General features: G+C 64.7%; 25 protein-coding genes and 1 tRNA gene. 11 read left to right on the top strand and 15 right to left on the bottom strand.

Translation table 11 applies throughout. The features are described 5' to 3' along the window. Positions 1 to 205: 205 nt before the first annotated feature. The 6 genes from AC5P6S_RS15880 (at position 206) to AC5P6S_RS15905 (ending at position 5852) form a co-directional block, all read left to right on the top strand. Positions 206 to 1156: a HEAT repeat domain-containing protein gene (locus AC5P6S_RS15880; protein WP_232503870.1), complete on the top strand. Its 951-nt coding sequence runs from the start codon at positions 206 to 208 to the stop codon at positions 1154 to 1156. Between the two features lie 6 nt (positions 1157 to 1162). Further along, entirely contained in the window at positions 1163 to 2089 is a 927-nt protein-coding gene (locus tag AC5P6S_RS15885) for a hypothetical protein (protein ID WP_032966347.1), read from the top strand. Next, positions 2076 to 2813, top strand: a complete 738-nt coding sequence (locus AC5P6S_RS15890) for an ABC transporter ATP-binding protein (protein WP_099561271.1) — start codon at positions 2076 to 2078, stop codon at positions 2811 to 2813. The genes AC5P6S_RS15885 and AC5P6S_RS15890 overlap by 14 nt, the downstream gene beginning before the upstream one ends. An 11-nt stretch (positions 2814 to 2824) precedes the next feature. Continuing rightward, complete coding sequence (locus AC5P6S_RS15895) at positions 2825 to 3931, top strand: ABC transporter permease (RefSeq protein WP_224119325.1); 1107 nt, start codon at positions 2825 to 2827, stop codon at positions 3929 to 3931. 219 nt (positions 3932 to 4150) lie between these two features. Beyond that, a complete protein-coding gene (locus tag AC5P6S_RS15900; RefSeq protein WP_099561269.1) occupies positions 4151 to 5485 on the top strand; it encodes an MFS transporter in 1335 nt (444 codons plus the stop codon). Positions 5486 to 5552: 67 nt separating this feature from the next. After that, on the top strand, positions 5553 to 5852 hold the full coding sequence (locus AC5P6S_RS15905) for a hypothetical protein (protein ID WP_005407716.1): 300 nt from the start codon (positions 5553 to 5555) through the stop codon (positions 5850 to 5852). A 204-nt stretch (positions 5853 to 6056) separates the two neighbouring features. On the opposite strand, the gene AC5P6S_RS15910 is transcribed toward AC5P6S_RS15905, so the two are convergent. From AC5P6S_RS15910 to AC5P6S_RS15925, 4 genes are all read right to left on the bottom strand, one after another. Further along, on the bottom strand, positions 6057 to 7709 hold the full coding sequence (locus AC5P6S_RS15910; protein WP_099561268.1) for a M28 family metallopeptidase: 1653 nt from the start codon (positions 7707 to 7709) through the stop codon (positions 6057 to 6059). 105 nt (positions 7710 to 7814) lie between these two features. Further along, positions 7815 to 8747 carry an MBL fold metallo-hydrolase gene (locus AC5P6S_RS15915; RefSeq protein ID WP_495204669.1) on the bottom strand — a complete coding sequence of 311 codons (933 nt, stop codon included), beginning with the start codon at positions 8745 to 8747 and terminating at the stop codon, positions 7815 to 7817. Positions 8748 to 8996: 249 nt separating this feature from the next. Continuing rightward, entirely contained in the window at positions 8997 to 9293 is a 297-nt protein-coding gene (locus tag AC5P6S_RS15920) for a hypothetical protein (RefSeq protein ID WP_099484560.1), read from the bottom strand. A 253-nt stretch (positions 9294 to 9546) separates the two neighbouring features. Next, the gene (locus tag AC5P6S_RS15925) at positions 9547 to 10839 is read right to left on the bottom strand and encodes a tryptophan--tRNA ligase (RefSeq protein WP_088428780.1); all 1293 of its coding nucleotides are present in this window, start codon (positions 10837 to 10839) and stop codon (positions 9547 to 9549) included. A gap of 108 nt (positions 10840 to 10947) precedes the next feature. Here AC5P6S_RS15925 and AC5P6S_RS15930 point away from each other — a divergent pair, with 108 nt between their 5' ends. Continuing rightward, a complete protein-coding gene (locus tag AC5P6S_RS15930) occupies positions 10948 to 11757 on the top strand; it encodes a hypothetical protein (RefSeq protein ID WP_012478876.1) in 810 nt (269 codons plus the stop codon). Between the two features lie 74 nt (positions 11758 to 11831). Here the strand turns inward: AC5P6S_RS15930 and AC5P6S_RS15935 are convergent, their stop codons facing one another. From AC5P6S_RS15935 to AC5P6S_RS15955, 5 genes are all read right to left on the bottom strand, one after another. Beyond that, positions 11832 to 12053, bottom strand: a complete 222-nt coding sequence (locus AC5P6S_RS15935) for a CsbD family protein (RefSeq protein ID WP_004153772.1) — start codon at positions 12051 to 12053, stop codon at positions 11832 to 11834. A 207-nt stretch (positions 12054 to 12260) separates the two neighbouring features. Continuing rightward, positions 12261 to 12398 carry an entericidin A/B family lipoprotein gene (locus tag AC5P6S_RS15940; protein WP_005407710.1) on the bottom strand — a complete coding sequence of 46 codons (138 nt, stop codon included), beginning with the start codon at positions 12396 to 12398 and terminating at the stop codon, positions 12261 to 12263. 160 nt (positions 12399 to 12558) lie between these two features. After that, positions 12559 to 13479: an arginase gene (rocF, locus tag AC5P6S_RS15945; protein WP_005407709.1), complete on the bottom strand. Its 921-nt coding sequence runs from the start codon at positions 13477 to 13479 to the stop codon at positions 12559 to 12561. 104 nt (positions 13480 to 13583) lie between these two features. After that, positions 13584 to 14528, bottom strand: coding sequence for an ankyrin repeat domain-containing protein (locus AC5P6S_RS15950; protein WP_012478875.1), 945 nt, complete (start codon positions 14526 to 14528; stop codon positions 13584 to 13586). Positions 14529 to 14587: 59 nt separating this feature from the next. After that, positions 14588 to 15358 (bottom strand): DUF3011 domain-containing protein, encoded by a 771-nt coding sequence (locus AC5P6S_RS15955; RefSeq protein ID WP_012478874.1) that lies wholly within the window; start codon positions 15356 to 15358, stop codon positions 14588 to 14590. A 593-nt stretch (positions 15359 to 15951) separates the two neighbouring features. On the opposite strand from AC5P6S_RS15955, the gene AC5P6S_RS15960 reads away from it, so the two are divergent. Both AC5P6S_RS15960 and AC5P6S_RS15965 read left to right on the top strand, forming a co-directional pair. Beyond that, positions 15952 to 16359 (top strand): hypothetical protein, encoded by a 408-nt coding sequence (locus AC5P6S_RS15960; protein WP_044569408.1) that lies wholly within the window; start codon positions 15952 to 15954, stop codon positions 16357 to 16359. A 79-nt stretch (positions 16360 to 16438) separates the two neighbouring features. After that, positions 16439 to 16762: a hypothetical protein gene (locus AC5P6S_RS15965; RefSeq protein ID WP_012478872.1), complete on the top strand. Its 324-nt coding sequence runs from the start codon at positions 16439 to 16441 to the stop codon at positions 16760 to 16762. A 57-nt stretch (positions 16763 to 16819) separates the two neighbouring features. On the opposite strand, the gene AC5P6S_RS15970 is transcribed toward AC5P6S_RS15965, so the two are convergent. Continuing rightward, positions 16820 to 17122 (bottom strand): addiction module antidote protein, encoded by a 303-nt coding sequence (locus tag AC5P6S_RS15970; protein WP_012478871.1) that lies wholly within the window; start codon positions 17120 to 17122, stop codon positions 16820 to 16822. A 58-nt stretch (positions 17123 to 17180) separates the two neighbouring features. Continuing rightward, positions 17181 to 17468: a type II toxin-antitoxin system RelE/ParE family toxin gene (locus AC5P6S_RS15975; protein ID WP_012478870.1), complete on the bottom strand. Its 288-nt coding sequence runs from the start codon at positions 17466 to 17468 to the stop codon at positions 17181 to 17183. A 233-nt stretch (positions 17469 to 17701) separates the two neighbouring features. On the opposite strand from AC5P6S_RS15975, the gene AC5P6S_RS15980 reads away from it, so the two are divergent. Both AC5P6S_RS15980 and AC5P6S_RS15985 read left to right on the top strand, forming a co-directional pair. Beyond that, complete coding sequence (locus AC5P6S_RS15980; protein WP_012478869.1) at positions 17702 to 18301, top strand: hypothetical protein; 600 nt, start codon at positions 17702 to 17704, stop codon at positions 18299 to 18301. Positions 18302 to 18328: 27 nt separating this feature from the next. After that, entirely contained in the window at positions 18329 to 19453 is a 1125-nt protein-coding gene (locus tag AC5P6S_RS15985; protein WP_012478868.1) for an XVIPCD domain-containing protein, read from the top strand. An 84-nt stretch (positions 19454 to 19537) separates the two neighbouring features. Here AC5P6S_RS15985 and AC5P6S_RS15990 read toward each other — a convergent pair. From AC5P6S_RS15990 to birA, 4 genes are all read right to left on the bottom strand, one after another. Beyond that, positions 19538 to 19613 (bottom strand) — tRNA-Thr (locus AC5P6S_RS15990). A 40-nt stretch (positions 19614 to 19653) separates the two neighbouring features. Next, on the bottom strand, positions 19654 to 20502 hold the full coding sequence (locus AC5P6S_RS15995) for an SPOR domain-containing protein (protein ID WP_065183740.1): 849 nt from the start codon (positions 20500 to 20502) through the stop codon (positions 19654 to 19656). A 9-nt stretch (positions 20503 to 20511) separates the two neighbouring features. Further along, on the bottom strand, positions 20512 to 21243 hold the full coding sequence (locus tag AC5P6S_RS16000) for a type III pantothenate kinase (RefSeq protein ID WP_065183739.1): 732 nt from the start codon (positions 21241 to 21243) through the stop codon (positions 20512 to 20514). Continuing rightward, positions 21240 to 22208 (bottom strand): bifunctional biotin--[acetyl-CoA-carboxylase] ligase/biotin operon repressor BirA, encoded by a 969-nt coding sequence (gene birA, locus AC5P6S_RS16005; RefSeq protein WP_049460450.1) that lies wholly within the window; start codon positions 22206 to 22208, stop codon positions 21240 to 21242. The genes AC5P6S_RS16000 and birA overlap by 4 nt, the downstream gene beginning before the upstream one ends. Positions 22209 to 22298: the final 90 nt, after the last annotated feature.

A 22298-nucleotide genomic window follows, 5' to 3' on the forward strand; every position in this document is an offset into this window, starting at 1 on the left:
GAGGAGCATCCCGTGGAACCGAAAGCACTACCCAAGCAGGCCAGATCGGTAGGGATGCACGGTTCGTGCATCTTGATTGAGACAACCGGAGCAGGCTGCGCAGCTGTCGGCATCGTTGTCGGCATTCTCATCAACCGGGGCATCCATCCGAAGTGATATCCCACTCGGGTGGGTCGGATCATCCGACCCACCCTCCGGAGACAATATGAAAGATCCAGCTCGAATGTTGGAACTCGCGGATGATCCTGCAGAACTGTCTGCACTGACGGAGATATTCGGAAGGAGATCGTCGCTCTTGGGCGTGCTCGAGGCCACTGGACGTGCGGCACGTATTCGCCAATGGGGATCGCTGATCAATGGAAGTGGGGACACCTCGACAAACCGTCAATCCATGCTTTCGATATGCCGTGAGTTCGATCAGGTAATCCTGCGCGACTTCTTCCACGATGAGTGCCGGAGCCACATGGGCAGTCCACTGTATGCGACGCCGGGGAAATTCTTCGTCAAGCCGCCACTGGCGGGAATGGTCATATACAAGGACGAGTTCGTGGACGTGCACTACATGCAGAGCTCGCCACTTCAGGCAGCTGCAGCATTCCAGGCCGGTGTCGAAACCGGAATCACCATCAACGGCACGGACTCACTGGTGTTCTTCACGGATACGCCCGGCGTCGAGTATCAGGTATACCCGGTCCACACCGGTGACGAATCCGACCCGCGGCTGGGCCCGCCTAGTCGAGGGCAGTCGGCTTCTGGTGACCATCTGTTCCTTGAGGGCGGCAGGCAGGGAATGCACCTTCTACATGGCTCCAGTCCGACGTCGATGATTGTCTGCCTCTCGTCCAGATCAAGGTCCGAGGTCACTCAGCACTTCTCCCTGCCGTCCGGAAAGCTCGTCGGCTGCACGGCGACAAGCGTAACCGACTCCCGGCTCCAGATCATCGCGACAGCATTGTCCTACCTGCGGGGGAGCGACAACACCGGAGCCTTGCTGGACATGTCGCGCCATCCGACGACATTCGTTCGCTGGAACGCGCTGAGGTCGCTCTACCGCGTTGACCCGGCAGCGGCATCCGAGCGACTCAAGGAAATGAGGGAGAACGATGTGAACGAAGAGATCAGGAAGCTTGCGACCCGCTCACTGGAACAAGGATGAGCAACCATGCCAATCCGCATTGAAGACACGTCCCAGGATTCGATCGGCCTGATGGAACTCGTGGACTACCTACACGATTCGGCGTTCGATCCCCGCGACCAGGAGTCGATGATCTCAGTGGCCCCCGTGCTGAGGAAGCTGGGCAACAACCAGACATTCCTGAGCGAGATCATCTGCAAGGAACTCAAGGATTCGAAAAGCATTCAGGTCGATAACGACTACACACCCCAGGTCCTGATGCTCCATGCCCCACAGGTCTCGGGCCAGAGCTACTTCATCCGCGCATGCTTCTGGCCTGGCCATGAGGACGAGATCCTTGCTGCAAGCGGGCACAGCACGTTTTTCTATGGCATTCCGCACGACCACAACTTCAATTTCCTGACCATCGGATATCAGGGACCGGGGTACATAAGTGACTACTTCGAGTACGACTACGCGTCTGTTTGCGGAATCCCCGGAGAAAGTGTCGATCTCAGGTTCATGGAACGATCCCAGCTCAACAAGGGAAGCATGCTGCTGTACAGGGCATTCCAGGATGTCCACCAACAAATGGCACCAGAAAGCTTCTCGGTAAGCATCAACATCATGGAGCACTCACTGAGAAGTGTAACCATGGACCAGTACGAGTTCGAACCTGGAACCGGCACGATTTCGCAGATCATCAACCGCTCCAGCGCTGCGGCCATTTTCATGATCGCGGCTGCGACGGAAGATGGGGAGTCGCAGCAACTGCTTCGCGATATTTTCAGGAGCCACCCGATGGACCGAGTGCGCATGGCTGCACTGGAAGCCCTGATTGCGAACTCGCCAACCCCCGAAGCCGCCCTTCAGTTGACCACCATGGTCCAGTCCAGGCACAGCCTGTTCATGCGATCCAGAGCCCGCCAATTGGCTGACGGTTTTGAAGAGAGGTCCCGCCATGCTTCTCGCTGAGCAGGTCTGCAAGCGGTTTGGCGAGAGGGTCGTGCTGCGGGACCTCGATCTTTGCGTACCTCCAGGGGAGATCGTTGGCATCATCGGTGCCAATGGCGTTGGCAAGACGACGCTCTTCCGTATCCTCTGCCATCTCATTCCTGCCGATTCCGGAACCGTAGCTTTTGGAACCGAAGCCGACACCGCCAGCGTACCGTACGTGGATATTGGCTATCTGCCCGAATCGCGCAGTCTCTTCTCCGAAGTCACCGTTGGAAGGACACTGGAGTTCTGGGCGCGACTGAGAGGGATGTCAGGAAAGCAGGCGGTGAAGGCACGCGATGTATGGCTTGAAGAAATAGGGCTGCTGGCGCGCGCCTCAAATCGAGTATCCAGCCTCTCCAAGGGCAACCTGCAGAAGCTGCAGCTCGCCGCCTGCATGCTTCACGACCCGGGCGTCCTGATCCTTGATGAGCCGTTCTCGGGACTGGACCCTGTAAACCAGATTGCCGTTGCCGACCTCATCAATCGTGCGGCACGCCAAGGCACAGCCGTTGTGCTTTCCGCCCACCACATTGAGTTGCTTCAGCGCGTCGCCAGAAGGATTCTCATGCTGAGAGATGGACAGCTTCATCCCGCCACGTCGCAGGACCTTCACCCTACCCGCATCGTGGCGCTCTCTCATCCTCTGCATTGCGAGTCCTCCCCGCATGACCTTCGACCGGAGAAAAGCTTATGCGAGTGAGCCCGTTCTTCATGATCAGCCTGTTCGAATTCAGAAGGCACCTGGACATTCGTGGCGAAGTTGCAGGTCTTCTATTGCTCGCAGTGATCGCATTGGTGAAGTTGGGTGGAGACGCCATTCTTGCTCGGGAGTCTGCAGCCGTCGTCCACTTGGATGCGCGAGGCACTCCAGTAGCGGGCCTGAGCGAGGGGCGCTTCCACTTCAGTGACGCGCTGGGAGATGGGGTCTCAGGCGATCCACCAATTCTGTCCTCGGTGGCCGGAGACTATATTCTCCACACCGAGCAGCCGCCGGGCTGGCTTGGGGAACTGCAACGCAGCCTGGACACGCTCCACCGTCAACATTCTCTATCACTGCTCGGTGTAACCCGTGACCAGCTTCGGAAGGTGGACTCACCTGTCTCGCTACGCGTCATTGACTCTCAGGGCACTGCGGTCTTCGCGGACACATCCTTGACCGCTGTTTCAATCGCAATGGTGGTACTGACGACACTCGCCATACTTGGCTGCCTTGGCATGATTTTTCAGGGCCTGCTGGGAGAGCGCTTTGGTCATGCTACAGAAATGATCCTGAGTGCAGCGCCACCTGGGCTCTGGCTCGACTGCAAAGTTGCCGCGTCCATCCTTCATGGATTGAAGACGGTGGCAGTGTATGGGGTCTACGGTGCAATCGGTTGGACGCTGATGTCCGGTTCGGCGAGTGGGGATGCAACCTTTGCCGAAGGCAGTTGGAAGGTGATGCTCGGCCTGCTCGTGTTCTGCCTTCTGGGGCTCATGCTGTGGAACTGGTTTTTCGCCGCGTGCGCTACCGCGATTCGATCACCGCATTCAGCTTTCCGCAACACGCTCCCGGCTTTCCCACTGACGATGATCATGATTGGATTTGCTGGCCTGCGGACGCCCGACGGTGCATTCATGCACGTAATGTCCCTTTTTCCTTTCACGTCAATGGCTGCAATGCCGGTTCGGCTTCTGTACGTGAATGTGCCGATCTGGGAGATCGCGCTGTCCCTGTCGCTTCTGGCCTTCACGGCAGCACTTTTGCGGAAGTGGGCCCGCAGCAACTTCAGGACTGCCATCGTTTCCCCGGTTGAACCAACGCATACATCGTCTGATTGAGGCTGCCGAGAAGGGCTGCAACGGCTCCTTACGACGTATTAGCTATGGTCCCTGCCCCCCTGCGCTGTCACCCTGTGCGGTCCCATGCCCTGCCCCGCCCCTCCGGCACCCGGCGTTGACGTGGGATGCAGTACCTAGGAGGCTGGCCGTCAGTGCCCCGCGCGCGGCTGGCACCGATCTTTCCCGCACGGAAGCGCCGCATCGAGGATTCCCACCCGGATGAGCACCACGTCCCAACCCGCCGTACCCGCGAACGACCGCGCTGCCCTGCGCCGGTCGATCTCCAATACCCTCAAAGGCTCCGCCGGCAACCTGGTGGAGTGGTATGACGTCTACGTGTACTCGGTGTTCGCCGTGTACTTCGAATCGCAGTTCTTCTCGCCGGACGACAAGAACTCCACGATGTACGTGTGGGCGATCTTCGCCGCCACGTTCCTGATGCGCCCGATCGGTGCCTGGTTCTTCGGCCGCTTCGCCGACCGCCACGGCCGTCGGTTGGCGCTGACTGTCTCGGTCACGCTGATGGCGCTGTGCTCGTTCCTGATCGCCATCACCCCCACCGCCGCCAGCATCGGCATCTGGGCCGCAGTCATCCTGCTGTTCGCGCGCCTGCTGCAGGGCTTCGCCACCGGCGGCGAGTACGGCGCCAGCGCCACCTACATGTCAGAGGCCGCCATTCCCGGCCGTCGCGGCTTCCTGTCCTCCTTCCACTACGTCACCCTGGTCGGCGGCCATGTGCTGGCCCAGCTGACCCTGCTGCTGATGCTGACCTTCTGGGGCAAGCCGGAGATCTCCGAGTGGGGCTGGCGCATCGCCTTCGGCATCGGTGGCATCGCCGCGGTGGTGGTGTTCTGGCTGCGCCGCGGCATGGACGAATCGCTGTCGGAGTCGTCGATCGAAGCTGCGCGCGTGGGCAAGGCGCAGAAGTCCGGCTCGATGTACGAGCTGTTCGTGCACCAGTGGCGGCCGCTGCTGCTGTGCTTCCTGATCACCGCCGGTGGCACCGTGGCCTTCTACACCTACTCGGTGAACGGCCCGAAAATGATCCAGAGCGCATTCGCGGGCAACGACCCGATGACCGGCACCCTGATCAACCTGGGCGTGCTGGCGTTCCTGATGGTGCTGCAGCCGGTCGGCGGCTGGCTGTCGGACATCATCGGCCGCAAGACCCTGCTGGTGTTCTTCGGTGTCGGCGGCGTGCTGTACAGCTGGTACCTGATCACCCAGCTGCCGCACCAGCACGACGCCACGCTGGCGTTCCTGACCCTGGCACTGGCCTTCGTCATCCTCACCGGCTACACCTCGATCAATGCCGTGGTAAAGGCCGAGCTGTTCCCCACCCACGTGCGTGCGCTGGGCGTAGGCCTGGGTTACGCGCTGGCCAACTCGCTGTTCGGCGGCACCGCCCCGCTGCTGTACCAGGGCGCGCTGAAGACCGGCCACGTCGACTGGTTCGCCATCTACGTGACCGCAACGATCGCGGTATCGTTGGTGGTCTATGTGTTCTTCCTCACCAACAAGGGCCCGAACTGGCTCGACGGCACCCGCAAGTAAGCGCGTTGCCGTGATCGCGGCCACCGGTGCACTGCCGGTGGCCGCTGCATCTCCCGCCACGCCACTGATGTGGATCGCGGCGGCGCTGGCCGCAGCCACGGCACTGGCCTGGCTGCTGCGCCGCCCCAACGCACAGGCCGCGTGGCCACGCACCGGGTTCGGGGTCGCCCTGCTGGTGTTCTGCTCCGCGCTGGCGCTGCAGCTGGCGGTGGACCTGGGCAGCGGCCACAGCTCGCTGCAACTGCGCCTGCATCGCGGCATCAATGCAGGGTCGCCGGTTGGCCTGCGCACGATGGTGGCGTGCTATCTGGCAGCGCTCGCGGCCGCCGGCTGGGGCGCATGGACGCTGCTGCGCCGGCGCAGGTAGTGCCGGCCGCTGGCCGGCAATGGAAATCCGCAATCCGCAATCCGCAATCCGCAATCCGCAATCCGCAATCCGCAATCGGTAGAGTCGACTGTCAGTCGACTGCTCTCTCTGTCGGCACCGAAAAACCCGCGCTGCGCGCGATAGTCGACTGGCAGTCGACTCTACCCCCGGCGGAATGACATGACACCCCGCCGGTCCCGAGCCTCAGCGGCGGGCCGCTTCGCTCTTGTCGCGCGCGCCGCGGAACTCCGATTCCTTCTCCCACGTCGGCCAGCGGCGGCTGTTGGCCAGCTCGGCACCCAGGTCGTAGACCAGCAGAGTGTCAGCCGCGTGGCCGCTCGGATCCCAGCTCGGGGTCCAGGCATCGCAGGCCTGGTGGTAGCAGTCGGCGAAATACTTCTCGCGCAGCGCGCGGCCGGCTTCAACACCGCCGTCCCGCTTGTCCAGGCCCGGGCCGATGGTGATCGCCGGCACGCCCAGGCGGGCAAAGGCGAAGTGGTCGGCGCGGTAGAAGAAGCCGGCCTCCAGGTTCGGGTCCGGGCTGTAGCTGCGACCGCGGGCCTTGGCCACGCGTTCCAGGTCGCCTTCCAGCGACACCCGGCCCTTGCCCCACGAAGCGATGTCGCGGGTCGCGCCATCCGGGCTGAACATCTCGATGTTCAGCACTGCAGCGGTCTTGTCCAGCGGCGCCAGCGGATGCGCGGCGTAGTAGCTGGCGCCCAGCAGGCCCTTCTCTTCGGCAGTGAGGGCCACGAAGTACAACGTGCGCTGCGGCTGCGGGCCGGCGGCGAATACGCGGCCCAGTTCCAGCACCGTGGCCACGCCGGTGGCGTTGTCGATCGCACCACGGCGGATGCGGTCGCCCTTGGCGTCGGCCTGGCCGATACCGAACGCATCCCAGTGCGCGGAGAAGATCACGGCCTCGTCGGCGTGTTCACCACCGGGCAGCTTGGCCACCACGTTGCGGGTGACCACCTGCTCGCGCTTGAGTGCGAAATCCACGCTCAGCTTCGCGTTGTCCAGTGCCACCGGGCGGAAGTCGGCACGCATCGCCTTGCGCTTCTCGGCATCGAAGTCGAGGCCGGCGTCGGCGAAGATCGCCTCGGCAAGTTCGCGCTGCATCCAGCCACGCAGCGGCGTGTGCTGCGCCATCGCCTCGGCCTGGCCGCGTTCGATGTCGAACAGCGGCGAGGTGCCCGAGCTCTTCACCGTGGCCCAGCCATAGGCGGCCGGCGCGGTCTCGTGCACGATCAGCACACCCTCGGCACCACGGCGCGCGGCTTCCTCGAACTTGTAGGTCCAGCGGCCGTAGTAGGTCACCGCCTTGCCATCGAACGCGCCCGGCGCATCGGCTTCGAAATCGGCGTCGTTGATCAGCACCACGGCGATCTTGCCGTGCAGGTCCACGTCCTTGTAATCGTTCCAGTGGCGTTCCGGTGCGTCGATGCCATAGCCGACGAACACCAGTGGCGCGTCTTTGATCTGCACGCGCTTGCGCGGCTGCAGGCTCTGCAGGGTCACGTCCACGCCGTTGGCCAGCGCGCGCTTGCCCTGCTTCAGCGACAGGCTGGCCTTGGCCGGGCCGTCCAGCTGCGCGCGCACCAGCGGCACCGGCTGCACCCAGCTGCCATCCACGCCACCCGGCTGCAGGCCGTAGCTGCGGAACTGCTCGATCAGGTACTGCACCGTGCGCTCTTCGCCCTCGGTGGCCGGCGCGCGGCCCTCGAATTCATCCGATGCCAGCACACGCACGTGCCGCGACAGTGCCTGCGGATCGATGCCGCCACCCGGCAGGTCGTTGGCCGCATGGGCCAGCCCGCCGACGAACAGGCAGGACGACAGCAGCAACACGCGCATCGGATTCACGGCAGTACCACGGCTAGCTTGGAAGTCACCAGAGTGTAACGTGGTCGTGACACCACGGCGCAACCTGGGCCCACGTCATCCACGCATGGCGTGGATCTACCTGCTGATGCGGTCCAGCCAGCAGGCCAGGCCCTGCGCGTTGAGTTCGATGTCCATCGCCAGAACAGCGGTCACCGCCGCATCGTCCAGCGCACAGCCATGCAGCTGTGCACGTTCCAGGTACAGCGCCTGCAGCGCGGCCAGCAGGCAGCGGTGGCGGTCGGGGCGGCCATCGCACTGGCGGCCGATGGTGGCCATCGCATCGATCTGTTCGAACAGGTCGTTGGCCAGTTTCTGCACCTGTTCCACACGTCCGCAGTGGGTCAGGTACATCGCCTGCGGGCCATAGCCCAGCATGCGCTGGATCGAGGCCTTCATCGCTTCCGGGTCGAACTGTACCGGCGACGAGGTCGGGAAGATGAAGGCCCCCTGCGCGCTGTCCAGCTCGCGGTAGGAAATGCCGAAGGTATCGCCGGTGAACCAGCTGCGGCTGCGCGCATCCCACACGCAGTAATGGTGCAGTGCGTGGCCCGGGGTGTGCAGCAGCACCAGCTCGCGGCCGGCCAGGTCGATACGGTGGCCGTCCTCGGCCACCACCACACGATGTTCGGGAATGGCCTCGATACGACCATAGCTGCGCGCGATTTCCTCGGCACCGTACACCGCCGTGGCACCGGCAATCAGCCGGGTCGGGTCGATCATGTGCGGCGCACCGCGCGGGTGCAGCACTGCCTTTGCGTTGGGCAGCTGCTGCATCAGCAGGCCGGCGCCGCCGGCGTGGTCCAGGTGCACGTGCGTGAGCAGCAGCCAGTCCACCGCGTCAACGGCCAGACCCGCGGTGGCCAGCGCCTGCAGCATCGCCGGCACCGACAGGCCGGTGCCACAGTCGACGAACGCGGCGCGGTCGTTTTCAACGATCAGATAGGCCGCGTCGAAGTCGGGACGCTGGAAGCCGGTATCGATGGTGTGGATGCTGGGGTCGGCGATCATCGGCACGCACCTGGCAGGATCGGGAACAGACGCCCATGGTAGGCGCGCGGGCGGTCCGGGTTCGATGCGGCTTTGGTCGGGTAGTGCCGGGTTGTGGCCGGGTAGAGTCGACTGTCAGTCGACTGTCGCGCGCAGCGCGGGCTTCCAGAAGAGCAGTCGACTCACAGTCGACTCTACCAAGGGCAAGCGCAGGCAAGGGCAAGCGCAGGCCAACCAACCGCAGGTCCATCGGGTGCGCAAGGGCCAGGTTCAGCGCAATGCGAACCGCGGCCGCAGCAGCAGGGCCAGCACCAGCACCGCCAGGAATGCGCCGTAGGCGTACAGCACCGCCAGTACCTGCGGCCAGATCGGGCCGGCGCCGGGCTGTGCCAGTCCAAGTCGATACCCCCACAGCATCGAGACGATGCTCAGGGCGAAGGCCAGCAGCAGGGTGGAGCCATCGAACAGGCGCCGCCGCGGGGTGCGCGGCTGGCGCGGGAACAGCCAGTACAGGCTGCCCAGCAGCAGGAACCAGGGCAGGAACAGCAGCAGCGACAACCAGGCCATCGCAGACTCCATGTCATCGCGCCTGAGGCGCGCGGACATCATGCCATGACCTTCGTTCGCGGGTAGGGCCGGCCGCTGGCTGGCGTTTTCCTATGCAGTGCCGTGGTAGTGCCGGCCGCTGGCCGGCGTTTTCCTATGCAGTTGCCGTGGTAGTGCTGGCCGCTGGCCGGCATTTCCTATGCAGTTGCCGTGGTAGTGCCGGCCGCTGGCCGGCATTTCCTATGCAGTTGCCGGCCAGCGCCCGGCCCTACCCTTACGCTTCGCGCAGCATGGCCAGGGCCGCCAGCACGGCGTCCACTTCGGCGTCCAGCTTGAACAGTTCGCTCTGCAGCTGGTCACCCTGCTCCGCCTGCTTGATCACGGCAATCAACTGCCCCGCGTCGCGCGGCGAATCGAAGCCTTCGCTCTGGATCAGCAGCGTGCCGTCACCGGCGGTCAGCTTGAAGTAGAAGCGGCCGTCCTTCTCGCGGTACTGCTTGAACAGTGGCGGTGCCACGCGGGCCACGCCGGCGTCCTCGCTGGCGATATCGCCTGCGCTGGACAGGTCACGCAGGCCCACCGCATGGCGCAGCTCGTCCAGCAGCGGTGCCGCCAGCTGCTCGCGCAGCTGCTGGCCACGGCGCTTGAGCAGCGCCTCGATCTTCTCCGGCTCGGCCATCAGCGCGTTGTAGCGCTCGCGCAGCGGCGACAGCTCGCTGTCGATGCGCTCGAACAGCTGCTGCTTGGCGTCACCCCAGCTGATGCCGGCGGCGAACGCCTTGGCGAATTCGGCGGTCTGTTCCGGGGTTGCGAAGGCCTGGTACATCTGGAACAGCGCCGAGCCCTCGGTGTCCTTCGGCTCGCCGGGTGCGCGCGAGTCGGTCAGGATCGAGAACACCAGCTTCTTCAGCTCCTCGCGCGGCACGAACAGCGGAATGGTGTTGTGGTAGCTCTTGCTCATCTTGCGGCCATCCAGGCCCGCCAGCGTCGCCACCTGCTCGTCGATCACCACGTCCGGCAGCGGGAAGTACTCCTTGCCATACACGTGGTTGAAGCGCTGGGCGAAGTCGCGCGCCATCTCGATGTGCTGGATCTGGTCACGGCCCACCGGTACCTGGTTGGCCTTGAAGATCAGAATGTCGGCGGCCATCAGCACCGGGTACATGAACAGGCCGGCGCTGACGCCTGCGTCCTCGTCCACGCCTTCCTCGCGGTTCTTGTCCACCGCCGCCTTGTAGGCGTGCGCGCGGTTGAGGATGCCCTTGCTGGCGATCGCGGTCAGGAACCACATCAGCTCGGTAGTCTCGCGGATGTCGCTCTGGCGGTAGAACCACACGTGTTCCGGGTCCAGGCCACAGGCCAGCCAGCTGGCCGCGATCTCCAGGGTCGCGCGCTGGGTGCGCTGCGGGTCCTGGGACTTGATCAGGCTGTGCAGGTCGGCCAGAAAGAAGAAGCTCTCGATCCCCGGGGCGCGGCTGGCCGCGATGGCCGGACGGATGGCGCCAACGTAGTTGCCCAGGTGGGGCGTGCCGGAGGGGGTGATGCCGGTAAGGACTCGGGTGGTCATGACTGCGTGGGGTAACCTTCGATGAACGGGGCCAGTTTACCTTGCACGCCACCAACCCCGTCAGGGCCTGCGGCGCGTTCATTCACGCAACCCCGCTGGAGACGCCCGATGAAACGCCTGCTGCCCCTGCTGTTGATCCTGCCCCTGGCCGGCTTCCGCCCCGCCCCGATGCCGCCGCCGGCCTACGAGGGCGGCCCCGTGCGCATGTCTCTGGTCGACCGCGACCGCGGCACCGAATTGCGCAGCTACCCCGCCGAGGGCCAGCGCTGGGTGGCCGGCGAGCGCGGCCACCGCTACGCCGTGCGCCTGTACAACGACAGCCCGCGCCGGGTGCTGGTGGTGCTGTCGGTAGACGGCGTCAACGCCATCTCCGGCGAGGATGCCGATCCGTCGCAGACCGGCTACGTGCTCAACCCCGGCCAGCGCGCCGACATCACCGGCTGGCGCAAGAGCCAGGATGAAGTGGCGCAGTTCGTGTTCAGCAGCCCCAGCGGCAGCTATGCCAGCCGCACCGGTCGCCCGGACAACATCGGCGTGGTCGGCGTGGCGGTGTTCGAGGAAGCGCGCCGCTGGCGTCCGGATCCGATCCTGCGCCGCAGCCTGCCGCTGCCGGCACCGGCCCCGACGGCCGAAGCGGCGGCCGATGCCAGCGCCAGCAACAGCCGCATCGAGGGCTATGCCAGCAAGTCACAGGCCCCTGCGCTGGGCACCGGCCACGGCGCACGCGAGCAGTCGTCGGTACGCGATACCGACTTCGAACGCGCCAGCCGCAGCCCGGCGCAGGTTCTGCAGCTGCGCTACGACAGCGCCCGCAATCTGCGCGCGCGCGGCATCCTGGTCGATACACCGCCGTCGCGCCTGCCGCGCGAACCGCAGGCGTTCCCCAACCGCTATGTGCCGGACCCGCCGGCGCGTTGATCGGCCGCCCAGACAGCACAACGCCCGCAACCTCTCGGTGCGGGCGTTGTGCCGTGGGGGGAAAACCGTAGCGCTTACTTGTAGTCCGGGTAGTCCTTGCTCACGGCATCCTGGAACTCACGGACTTCCTTCTCAGCACGATCCTTGGCCCAGCCATAACGTTCCTGCAGGCGGCCGGCCAGATACTCGGCATTGCCTTCAGCCACATCGAAGTCGTCGTTGGTCAGATCGCCCCACTTGGCCTGGGCCTTGCCCTTCAGCTGCGACCACTTGCCGGAAATGATGTCTTTGTTCATTGCTGGGAGTCCTTGGTTGCAACGGCGTTCTTACCGTGGCTACAGCTTCGCGCAGCGGCTGTTGAGCGCCGGTCAACCGACCATGAAAGCACTGCTCACCTGCTTGAATGGTTCACTACGCTTCGACACGTACGCTGCAGAAAAACGCGCAAGAAAAAAGGCCGGGGAGGTCCCCCCGGCCTTTTTGCTTTCCGTTCCACTTCAGGCTCAACGGCCCTTGGCGGCATCCTCAACCTTTTCGCCAGCCTTCTGCACGTCCTTGCCGGCACCGGCAACGGTGTTGCAACCGGCCAGCAGGGCCACCGAGAACATCGACAACAGCATCAGGGCAACTACGCGCTTCATGGGCTTCTCCTTGGGTTCGCCGCTATACCGCTTCATTCGCGGATGGGGTTCGGTCGCTCGGCGGAAGGAGCCAATGCCACTGCCGCCGCGTGATGTGCAATCTGGCGGCAGGGGCGTGGAGCGCGTGTGAACGGATCATCGATCCGTTCAGGCGGAGAGCTCAGTCGCGCATCAGGGTGGACTTGCCGAACAGGCTTTCGACCAGGTCCACGGCCAGTTCGGCGGTGGCATTCTGCTTGTCCAGCAAGGGGTTGAGCTCGACGATGTCCAGCGAACCCATGCGCCCGGTGTCGGCAATCATCTCCATCACCAGCTGCGCCTCGCGGTAGTTCACCCCGCCCGGCACGGTGGTGCCGACGCCCGGTGCGATGCTCGGGTCGAGGAAATCCACATCGAAGCTGACATGCAGGTGGGTGTTCTCGTCGATGCCCGCCAGTGCTGCCTCGACCGCGCGCTTCATGCCGTTCTCGTCGATGTAGCGCATGTCGTAGACATCCACCTTGTGGGTCTTGATCAGGCGCTTCTCTTCCGGGTCCACCGAACGGATGCCGATCTGGTGCACCTGGATGGGGGTGATCGCCGGTGCGCTGCCGCCGAGGTGGGTCAGCGCCTTCGGGCCGAGGCCGCACAGGCAGGCCACCGGCATGCCGTGGATGTTGCCCGATGGAGTGACATCGCTGGTGTTGAAGTCCGAATGCGCATCCAGCCACAGCACGCGCAGGGTCTTGCCCTGCTCGCGGCACCAGCGTGCCACGGCAGTGATCGAACCGATGCCCAGGCAGTGGTCGCCGCCGAGCATGATCGGCATGCGACCGGCCTGCAGCTCGGCATAGCTGGCTTCCATCAGTGCGTGGTTCCACGCCACCACTTCATCCAGGTGGCGGTAGCCTTCCACCGGCGCGGTCCACGGGTTGCGCGGGCCATCCAGGTTTCCCAGGTCGCGCACGTCCACGCCGCGCGCTTCCAGCGCCTCGGGCAGGCCGGCCACGCGCAGGGCTTCCGGACCAAGCCGTGCACCACGATGGCCCGCGCCCACGTCGGTGGGCACGCCGATGAGGGATACGGAAATGGGATGGGCCATGGGTGCCTCCTGCGAACGAAAAAGAAGCACAGTCTAGCCAGAGGGATGTGACACCACTCGCGGCGGTGCAGCAGGGCGGGGTTCGTGTCCAGGCTCCTTTCACACTAGAGGATGGCTGCCGCCCAGGTCTCGATGTGGAACACACGCTTCTTCCGCAGGTCGATCCGCCACCGCCCACCCACACGCTTGAGTACGAACAGATGTTCGTAACGAAGGGAACGCGCCTTCTGAGGGTCGTCGCGTACCAGCACCTCGGCCCTCGAGACCGTCGGCATCGCAACTGACACCAAGAGATCCTCCGGTACGTACCGCGGGGGGTTCCCGACCGAAACGCCGGTCGAATAGACCCGTTTGCGGTCGGTACACCAGGCCGCCAGGATGTCCGCTTTCTCCTGTTGGAAGCCCGAGCTGAGCAGAAGTCCGCCACCGGCACGGGAATCCTTGTAGCCACGCGTTTCCCACTCGTGATATGCCAACAAGTATCCACGCACCACCGACGCGGGCTCACCTCCGGCGTCGGGCTGGGGCCACTCCAGCGGCGGTGCTTCCATCAACGCAGGCGGCGGCGTCGCACCGGCGGCGTGCAACAGCGCCACCACCTCCGCGTAACCGCGTTCATCGGCCATCGCCAACGCGTTGCACCCTTCGAAATCCAGCGGTGCCACGGACGCGCCGCTGTCCAGCAAGCGTTCGACCATCGCCAGGTGCCCACGGGCGCATGCCAGCATCAGCGGCGTACGCCGTTGTTCCGGCGAAGCAGGGTCGAGCATGGCGCCGCGTGCGATCAGCAGGTCGCCGATGTCAGTATCGCCATGCGCGGCGGCCCAACCCAGCGCGGTGTAGCCCAGTGCCCTGCAGGCATGCTCGATGTTGGCACCGCGATCCAGCAATCGCGCTGCGGCATCGCATTTTCCGGCAATGACGGCCGAGAGCAGCGGAGTGCGCCCCGTGCCCTTGTGCTGCCACTCGATATCGGCGCCTGCATCCAGCAAGGCATCGATCCGGTCGAGATCCGCCTTTTCAGCAGCCTTGGCCAGAAGATGGGACATGGTGATGCCACCCGACGTCAATAAGGGGGGGCCACCATAGGGCGGCGGGCGCGACGAACTCAACCCCCGCGGCGGCGCAGCGGGGTCACGCTCTGCACTTCGCCGTTGTTGCGCATCATGCACAGGTAGCGGCCATCGGGGTAATCAATGATCAGCTCCTGGTAGTCGCTGCCCACCGGCACCTGGGTCACCACCGCGCCCTGCGCGCCCTTGCGCAGGTTGCAGGCGCCCAGCGCGCTGTCACCAGTTGGGGCTGAATACGACATTCGCGAGGTATTGCGGAACACCGCCCGGCACCCGCCATTGACCCACACCGAATGCCGCGACAGGCCCCAGTTCTTGCCTTCCTCGCAACGGGTACGGCTGAGCTGGCGCACGATTTCCACGTTGCCACGGGTGTTCAGATCGCACGAGACCTGCTGCTGGTCGGTGGATTCGCAGGTGACTTCGCGCGGTAGTGCGGCATCTCCGGCGGCAGCGTCGCGAGGGCGTGCACTGTTTGCGGTGAGCGCGGACGTGCCGCTGGCGCTGACCTGGCAGATGCCATTGGCGCCGCCACGGCCGGTGTAGCTGACCTGCGGCGCGCCGTCATCGTTGCGGCTGATCGACAGGGTGATGCCGCTGTTGGCATCGCGTGCTTCGAAATAGCGGTCGTTGAAACGTTTCAGTGTGGCCTCGCGGCCCTGCACGTAGACGGGTCCGCCATCGTCGGCGTGAACATCGATGCCGCCCGGGCAGCTGGCGTTGAAGAACGGCACGGCGGCCATGGCCGGGGCTGCGAATGCGGCGGACAACAATGCGACGGTGAGCGGCAGGGCGTGGCGACGCATGTGCGGATCCCGAAGAGGCCCAGGTGGGCGTGTAGCGGCAGTATGCGGTGGGCGCTGCGGGCGGTCCGTGAGGAATATCAAGATCGGGGCGCGCGTTGGCACTTTTGGGTCTGGTATCGTTGCCTTGGTGCCTTGCCGAGGCTGTTAAGCCGGCTTTACGTCGCACGCTACTGTAAGCCGTGCGGCAACAGTGGCGCAGCCCGGATGACCGATGATGACGGCGCTGCGCGATATGTCGCTTCTGGCATTGCGATGCTCGAAACGGGCCAAACGCGATAATTCATTTTTCCTTTCAGATCACCCGATGCCATCGAAACAAACGACTGGCAGGCGGTGATTTCACGTGCGCATGATGAATCGCCACCTGCAAAGGTGGCCGGGACTTCCAAGCCCGTTTAATCGAAGCTGTATACGCTTGCCAGCCGGCGCCGTCTTCCCAAGAGCGGCGCCGGCTGGCAATCCGTTCGCCGATCGACGGCGGGCGGTGCGTGGGGGCCCTGTGCCCACCGGCTCATCGATTTCCGGTCTTGGAAGCCACGCATCGCCCGCCACCCTCTTCGGGTGGCACCTCTGTTGCCGACGAGGACGCCCGCATGCCCAAGACCCATCACCCGTACCTGACCGCCACCCTGGGCGAGGCTGCGCTGCGCCTGCCACCCGAACTGGCGCAGCCGTTGGAAGCCGCTTTCGCCGCCGCCAACGAGGCGCCCGCGCCGATCAACCTGCCCGGCTGCCTGCAGCGCATCCAGGCCGGTGACGCCGCCGATGGACAGCCGTGGCCGGGGCCCTCCACCACACCCGGCCAGGCCGTGGCCGCCGCACGCCGGGATCGCGCCGCGGTGGGTTTGGTGTCGCTGTTGGAGCTGTATCACGCCGCCGAGCGCGTGCGCGTGGATGGGGAAGAGAAAGACGACATCGGCGACGGCACGCGCGAAGGGCTGATGCTGGCCTGCCGGGGGCTGGCGGAGTATGTGGCGTTGCAGATGGGTGGGACTCAATAATGCGGAACGTTGAGATCCCCAACGCATAGGTTCAACACGCCGCAACCCAGCTAACGATTCAGGCAGACCCGCTGCTGGAATGAGCACACCCTACCCAGACCTGAAACCTTTCCTTGTTGAGCTGCGGCTGGACGAAGTGGATTCGCGCGGTGGCACTGTTGCCGAGATGATCGCCTCCACCGCGCGTCCCAGGGCGCTTTCCATAAGCCCTGGAGTCATGTGGTACAGCTTCGTGCTGAATGACCGCGTCGTCACCCGCATCACGCCTGGGACGCGGGCGCACTGCACGATCTCATTCGTCAACCATGACGGTGCGAAAGAGGTATTCCCCTGTGGCACGGTGGCCGCCTTCGGAGACGGATCGTCGACAAGAGGGTTGATCCGCATCATTCGGTTTGATTGAGACTGATCGCACCGGACTTCTTGAGGCGGCGGAAGTGGAGCGCAGTGCCTTGATGCCTCACACGGCACTGGCATGCAGGCGCACACCCAAGGCACGGGTCACCTTCAGGATGGTGGCGAAATCGGGGCTGCGTTCGCCGGACAGTGCGCGGTAAAGACTCTCGCGCGACAGGCCCGCCGCGCGCGCAACCTTGCTCATACCCTGAGCGCGCGCGATGTCGCCGAGCGCCTTGGCGATGAACGCGGAATCGCCGTCGCTTTCCTCGATGCAGGCGTCGAGATAGGCTGCCATTTCTTCGGGTGTCCGAAGGTGTTCGGCCACATCAAATGATTTGAGTTCGACTTTTTTCTTAGTGGCCATGATGGAACAGCTCCAGTACTTCGGTATTGATTCGTTTCGACTACAGCCGGTTCGACGCTCACAGGGCACGTGCAATCTCCCTGGCCTTTTCGATATCGCGTTGCTGTGAGCTTTTGTCACCTCCGACCAAAAGAATCAGCAACTGCCTGCCGCGCTGGGTGTAGTACAGGCGGTAGCCCGGCCCTGCATCGATACGCAGTTCGGAAATACCGTCCCCCAGATAGCGGTGATCACCCGGATGGCCTTCAGCGAGCCGACCGATACGGGCCAGGATGCGAGCGCGTGCGGTTACGTCCTTGAGAGCGTCAATCCATGTCGCGAACTGACGGGTACGCTGGATCTTCATGGAGAACTGTAGCCTACTGGCTACAGTCTTTCAACTATCGGGAATGCACGCTTGGAGCTGTGCTCGGCCTCCCGTCTGGCACTCCCTCCCTCGCTGCCGACGCCCCCTCTTCTCAAATTGGAAAGTGGAATCGGGTGCGTTTTCAGTAGCTCATTGTTCACGCGGACCCGATCCGCACTCACAAAATGCTGTGCTAGATTCAAGAGTGTGACATTGGCGCGCGAGATGCTTTCATGAATGCATGGGTCGAGAAATGCGCTACTTCATCAGAACGTGGACTTCGGCGGCGCCTCTGGATCGCAGCGCGTCGTCGCCTCGCGATCGCTATTCCGGCGCTTGTACTGGCAGCATGTTCAACCGCCGCGCCGCCACGCCCATCAGATCATCTGAATCAAAGACAGGCCGTCGAATCAGGGAGTGAAATTGGTATGGAGCGATTCAAGAACAGCATCGAGCGATTGTCTACAGTTCGCTTTGATGATGTCGATGCATTGAGTGAACTTCTCCACACCCGTCTGGGAGAGCCGGCGCGTCAGGATCTCATGGACGAGCGGATCGCAGAACGCGGAATGCTGGGCGACCTTGAGGTGCGGAACATCAGGCTGAGAAGTGCCGCTGACAACCCCGCCCTCGCGAACCTGATTTTTGATATCGCGCCACCGAGCATTGCGCTCGAGGAAATGATCTGGGAGAACTCCACCAAACATCCACCTCGACCCGATGCGCCGGGCTCCCGGCCTTACTGGACCGCGCAGGTGAACGATGCACAGGTCGTGCTTGGGCTCGCCGCCGACAGCGTGACGCTGACCTACATATCGATCCGTCAGCACTGATCCCTGTAATTGCGAAGGAGCCGCCGCATGGAGCGTACTGAAGACGCTGGACTGCCACAGCCGCAGGAGGGAGGCCGCCCAGGAGCCGCGCGGCGTCCTGCATCGCCGTTGGATGATCCTTCCTTGGCCCCGCTTCTGGCAAAATCCCCAACACTTCAGGCGGGTCTCGCCCAGGCGAGACGCGAAGGTATCGTTGTTCAATGGGGCACAGCCGGTGAAGGCACCTACCTTGTTCCCGGCGTGAAGATCGTCATAGACGAGAATGCAATCGGGCAAGGCACCAGACTCGCACGTTCTCTTTCTCACGAAGTTGGGCACCATCTCTTCACCGAACCCTCAAACCGAGCTTCTAAGCAAGCCTATGTAGACAGCGAGTTGCGAGGAGAAGCCGCCGCGACTCTCAGCAATGTCCAGGTCCAGCGTGAAATCGTTGCGGGTGGTGGCCCAGATATTGGCGTTTCCGGCACGGGTAGCCGGCCACAACAATATGGAACCATTGCGGCAGAACTCCAGGCGGGACGAATCAACCGTAGCCAAGCACTGGGTCAGATCGCTGAGGTGTTTAAGACGGAGGCTCCGTCCGTTGGACCTCATGCGACATACGAGCTTTACTACGGCGACTTCTACGACCGGGAAATAGCACCCACGCAACGGCGGCGTAGGCCAGATCCAGAATTTGACGCCGAGCGTACGGCGGTTGCGGCCAGCCTCAGCTCGACCACCGACGACTCGCTCTCGCTGCAACGAGCTACTTTCTCAGTGGCCGAACTCGGCAACGCTGACCGCTCTCTCTACATGCAGATCAGAGCGGGTGTGGAACGCCTGGACGCCGAGAGCGGGAAGCAGTGGGATGAGTCGAGCCAGCGCATGTCCGCGAGTCTGTTGGTGCTCGCGAAGGAGCAAGGGCTTTCAAGAGTTGACCACGTTGTATTGAACAACCCGACAGAGTCCCTTGCACGTGGCGAGAAGGTATTCATCGTCGAGGGAGCGATGGACGATCCTGCCCAACGTCGTGGAACCATGAGTACGATGGACGCGCTTCGTGCGCCTGAAGCAGAGTCCCTTCATCGCGCTGAAGCGTTGGCCGCAGATCTTGAACAGCAGCCGGCGCAGCAGGTTCATGCGCAGGACGGGCTATCGTTCTCAAGGTAAGACTGTCGAGAAAACAGCTCTGCCGCCCTTCGAACCACCGGGCAGGTATCTGGAGCAGCGCAAAGAGGCGCTGAATCATGGGGATGGTGCCGCTTATCCGAATCGAACGGATGACCTACTGTTTACAAGACAGTTGCTCTACCAACTGAGCTAAAGCGGCATGGGTGGATCACCGGCGGCAGCGCCGCGGTCCGGGGATTCTAGCGCAACCTTGCGCATTCCAGCGACCGGCTCTGTGCCGCCCCGCTGCGCTGCTGGGCCTGGGCCGGTTGCGTGCCTGCCGCCAGCTGCCCTTCCAGCCACCACTGCCCGGCGTCGCCGCTGGCGACAAGGCGCGGCTGGAAGCCGGCGGCCTGCACCGCCGCCATGCGCCGCTCGGCGCCTTCGCGGTTGCGGTACTGGCCCAGCGCCACGGCGTTGGCCTCCTCGCCTTGGCTGATGATGTAGTAGTCGCTCAGGCCAGCGGCGACGATGCGTTTCACGGTGGCCTGGGCTTCTTCGCGGTTGGCGGCGGCCGGCAGCATCACCCGGTAACGGGCACTGCCGCTGGCAGCGGGCTGTTCGCGCAGGCGCACCTGGCTGAGCAGCGTGCTGGCCTTGCCTTGCGCATTGGTCGCGGCGGCGCGGTCGGCGAACGGGCCCAGCGCGATGCAGCGCGGCGGTTCGGCAGCCACGGGCGGGGTTACGGGCTTTTCCGGCGCCGGGGTCGGTGCAGGCGGTGTTGCCGGCTTGGCAGCGGCAGCAACCGGCGTAGCCTCAGCCGCCTGCGGCTTGGCAATCTCCGGCTTGGCCGGGGCGGCGAGCGCCGGCGTTACAGCCACGGCCGTCTTCTCCGCCGGTTCGCGCTCCATCAACGGCGCGGTCGGCGCGGCGGCCGTGGCTTCGGCGGCCGCCGCGGCATCCACGCCACCGGGCACCCAGCGCAGCTCGGCCACGCCGGCGGGTTGCGGCGGCGGCGCAGGCTTCTGCGGTGCATCGCGCAGCAGCCACCAGCAGGCGACGCCAAGATTGAGGATGGCCAGTACGACGATCAGGGCACGGGTCAGCATGCGCGGATACTAGCCTGCGGGCTGGTGCACCGCCCAGCGGGCGAGGCCATCCAGCACCAGCGAGGGGTGGTAGTCGGCGCCGGGCAGCAACGGCATCAGCGCCGGTGCGCCGCCACCGTGCACCAGCAGCGACGGTGCCACGCCCAGCAGCGCGTGCGCCTGTTGCGCGCTGCGTTCGACCAGCGCCACCGCGGCGCCATCGCAGCCGGAGGCCAGCGCGTCGGCGGTGTCGTTGGCGAATTCGCTGTAGTCGCCGCCGGTAGCCGGCAGCTGCACCGCGCGGGCATGCAGTGCTTCGCGCATGGTGGTGGGCGATGCGGAAATGCGGCCACCGTGGTGCTGGCCGTCGGCGTCGAGCAGATCGATCGTCAGTGCGGTGCCCACCCCGACCACCAGCACCGGGCGCTGCGCCTTGGCCGCAGCCAGCAGGGCCAGGAAACGGTCCACACCGAATTTTTCGGGCTTGGCATAGGCAATGCGCACACCGGCGCATTCGGCGCTGGTACGCACCACGTGCACGTGCTCGAAGCGACGCTGCAGCTGGTCCAGCATCGCGCTGGTCAGCGACGGTGCGGCCACGCTGGCCACGAACGCGGTGGTGCCGCTGGGCAAGCTGTGCGGCGGCTGTCCGGCCATGCCTTCGGCGCCATGCGCCCAGGCCTGCACGTCACCGGCACGGTCGCCCTGCAACGGCGCGAACTTGAAGCGCGAGTTGCCGAGGTCGAACAACCAATCGCTCATGCCGCCCTCACGCTGACTTCGCCGGCGTGCAGCAGGCGCTCACGGCCATCGATGCGCACGCGCAGTGCGCCGTCATCGGCCAGGCCAAGCGCGGTACCGTGCTGCCACTGCCCTTCCAGTTCCACCCGTACTTCGCGACCGGCCAGCATGTCGAACGCGGCGTAGCGCGGCAGGAAGGGAGCGAGGCCCTCGCGATCGAATTCTTCCAGTGCCGGCAGCAGGCGCGCCAGCACGGCAGCAACCACCACGTTGCGGTCCACCGGCTTGCCGGCCAGCGTGTCCAGGTCCACCCACGGCTGGGTGATCTGCTCGGCGAAGGACGGCGGCATGTGCGTGTTGATGCCGATGCCAATCACCGCGCGCGCCGGGCCGGCGTATTCGCCACCGCCTTCTGCGAGCAGGCCGACCAGCTTGCGCTTGCCATCGACAATCAGGTCGTTCGGCCACTTCAGCTGCGCCTGGGTGTAGCCCAGGTCGTGCAGCGCTTCGGCCACGGCGATGCCGGCCACCAGGCTCAGCCCGGCCAGGCGACCGAGGCCACCGGAAAACAGCCGCAGCACCGACAGGTAGATATGCGCGGCCAGCGGCGACGCCCACGTACGGCCGCGACGGCCGCGGCCGCCGGTTTGGCGCTCGGCCAGCAGGACGCTCACCCCGCGCTGGGGCGCGCTGCAACGCAGCAATTCGGCGTTGGTCGAGTCCACTGTCCAAGCGACCTGCAGGTCGTGCAGCAGGGCTTGGACGCCGGCAGGCAGGCCGGCACGGATCGCATCCGGGTCCAGCAGGTCGACCGGGCGGGTCAGGCCATAGCCCTCGCCAGCGCGGCCCTCGATGTCTACACCGGCGGCTCTAAGTCCTTGAATACGCTTCCAAATGGCCGCCCGGGTCTGGCCCAGCTCACGGGCCAGGGCGTCGCCGGAGAGGCGACCGGCAGCGAGTTTGGCCAGCAATTGGCGGTCGTCCACGGCAGCTTCCACGAAGTCAGGAAGGAATTATGCGGGAAAGCCGCCAGCGGCGCCCGCCACGCTGGGTTCCGCGGGGGCTTCCAACGGGGC

Source organism: Stenotrophomonas sp. YJH_SMC_119, from assembly GCF_059368315.1.

Coding starts and splice junctions, on each gene's coding strand:
- AC5P6S_RS15880 (WP_232503870.1), top strand. CDS start 206: ATGAAAGATCCAGCTCGAATGTTGGAACTCGCGGATGATCCTGCAGAA.
- AC5P6S_RS15885 (WP_032966347.1), top strand. CDS start 1,163: ATGCCAATCCGCATTGAAGACACGTCCCAGGATTCGATCGGCCTGATG.
- AC5P6S_RS15890 (WP_099561271.1), top strand. CDS start 2,076: ATGCTTCTCGCTGAGCAGGTCTGCAAGCGGTTTGGCGAGAGGGTCGTG.
- AC5P6S_RS15895 (WP_224119325.1), top strand. CDS start 2,825: ATGATCAGCCTGTTCGAATTCAGAAGGCACCTGGACATTCGTGGCGAA.
- AC5P6S_RS15900 (WP_099561269.1), top strand. CDS start 4,151: ATGAGCACCACGTCCCAACCCGCCGTACCCGCGAACGACCGCGCTGCC.
- AC5P6S_RS15905 (WP_005407716.1), top strand. CDS start 5,553: ATGTGGATCGCGGCGGCGCTGGCCGCAGCCACGGCACTGGCCTGGCTG.
- AC5P6S_RS15910 (WP_099561268.1), bottom strand. CDS start 7,709: ATGCGCGTGTTGCTGCTGTCGTCCTGCCTGTTCGTCGGCGGGCTGGCC.
- AC5P6S_RS15915 (WP_495204669.1), bottom strand. CDS start 8,747: ATGATCGCCGACCCCAGCATCCACACCATCGATACCGGCTTCCAGCGT.
- AC5P6S_RS15920 (WP_099484560.1), bottom strand. CDS start 9,293: ATGGCCTGGTTGTCGCTGCTGCTGTTCCTGCCCTGGTTCCTGCTGCTG.
- AC5P6S_RS15925 (WP_088428780.1), bottom strand. CDS start 10,839: ATGACCACCCGAGTCCTTACCGGCATCACCCCCTCCGGCACGCCCCAC.
- AC5P6S_RS15930 (WP_012478876.1), top strand. CDS start 10,948: ATGAAACGCCTGCTGCCCCTGCTGTTGATCCTGCCCCTGGCCGGCTTC.
- AC5P6S_RS15935 (WP_004153772.1), bottom strand. CDS start 12,053: ATGAACAAAGACATCATTTCCGGCAAGTGGTCGCAGCTGAAGGGCAAG.
- AC5P6S_RS15940 (WP_005407710.1), bottom strand. CDS start 12,398: ATGAAGCGCGTAGTTGCCCTGATGCTGTTGTCGATGTTCTCGGTGGCC.
- rocF (WP_005407709.1), bottom strand. CDS start 13,479: ATGGCCCATCCCATTTCCGTATCCCTCATCGGCGTGCCCACCGACGTG.
- AC5P6S_RS15950 (WP_012478875.1), bottom strand. CDS start 14,528: ATGTCCCATCTTCTGGCCAAGGCTGCTGAAAAGGCGGATCTCGACCGG.
- AC5P6S_RS15955 (WP_012478874.1), bottom strand. CDS start 15,358: ATGCGTCGCCACGCCCTGCCGCTCACCGTCGCATTGTTGTCCGCCGCA.
- AC5P6S_RS15960 (WP_044569408.1), top strand. CDS start 15,952: ATGCCCAAGACCCATCACCCGTACCTGACCGCCACCCTGGGCGAGGCT.
- AC5P6S_RS15965 (WP_012478872.1), top strand. CDS start 16,439: ATGAGCACACCCTACCCAGACCTGAAACCTTTCCTTGTTGAGCTGCGG.
- AC5P6S_RS15970 (WP_012478871.1), bottom strand. CDS start 17,122: ATGGCCACTAAGAAAAAAGTCGAACTCAAATCATTTGATGTGGCCGAA.
- AC5P6S_RS15975 (WP_012478870.1), bottom strand. CDS start 17,468: ATGAAGATCCAGCGTACCCGTCAGTTCGCGACATGGATTGACGCTCTC.
- AC5P6S_RS15980 (WP_012478869.1), top strand. CDS start 17,702: ATGAATGCATGGGTCGAGAAATGCGCTACTTCATCAGAACGTGGACTT.
- AC5P6S_RS15985 (WP_012478868.1), top strand. CDS start 18,329: ATGGAGCGTACTGAAGACGCTGGACTGCCACAGCCGCAGGAGGGAGGC.
- AC5P6S_RS15995 (WP_065183740.1), bottom strand. CDS start 20,502: ATGCTGACCCGTGCCCTGATCGTCGTACTGGCCATCCTCAATCTTGGC.
- AC5P6S_RS16000 (WP_065183739.1), bottom strand. CDS start 21,243: ATGAGCGATTGGTTGTTCGACCTCGGCAACTCGCGCTTCAAGTTCGCG.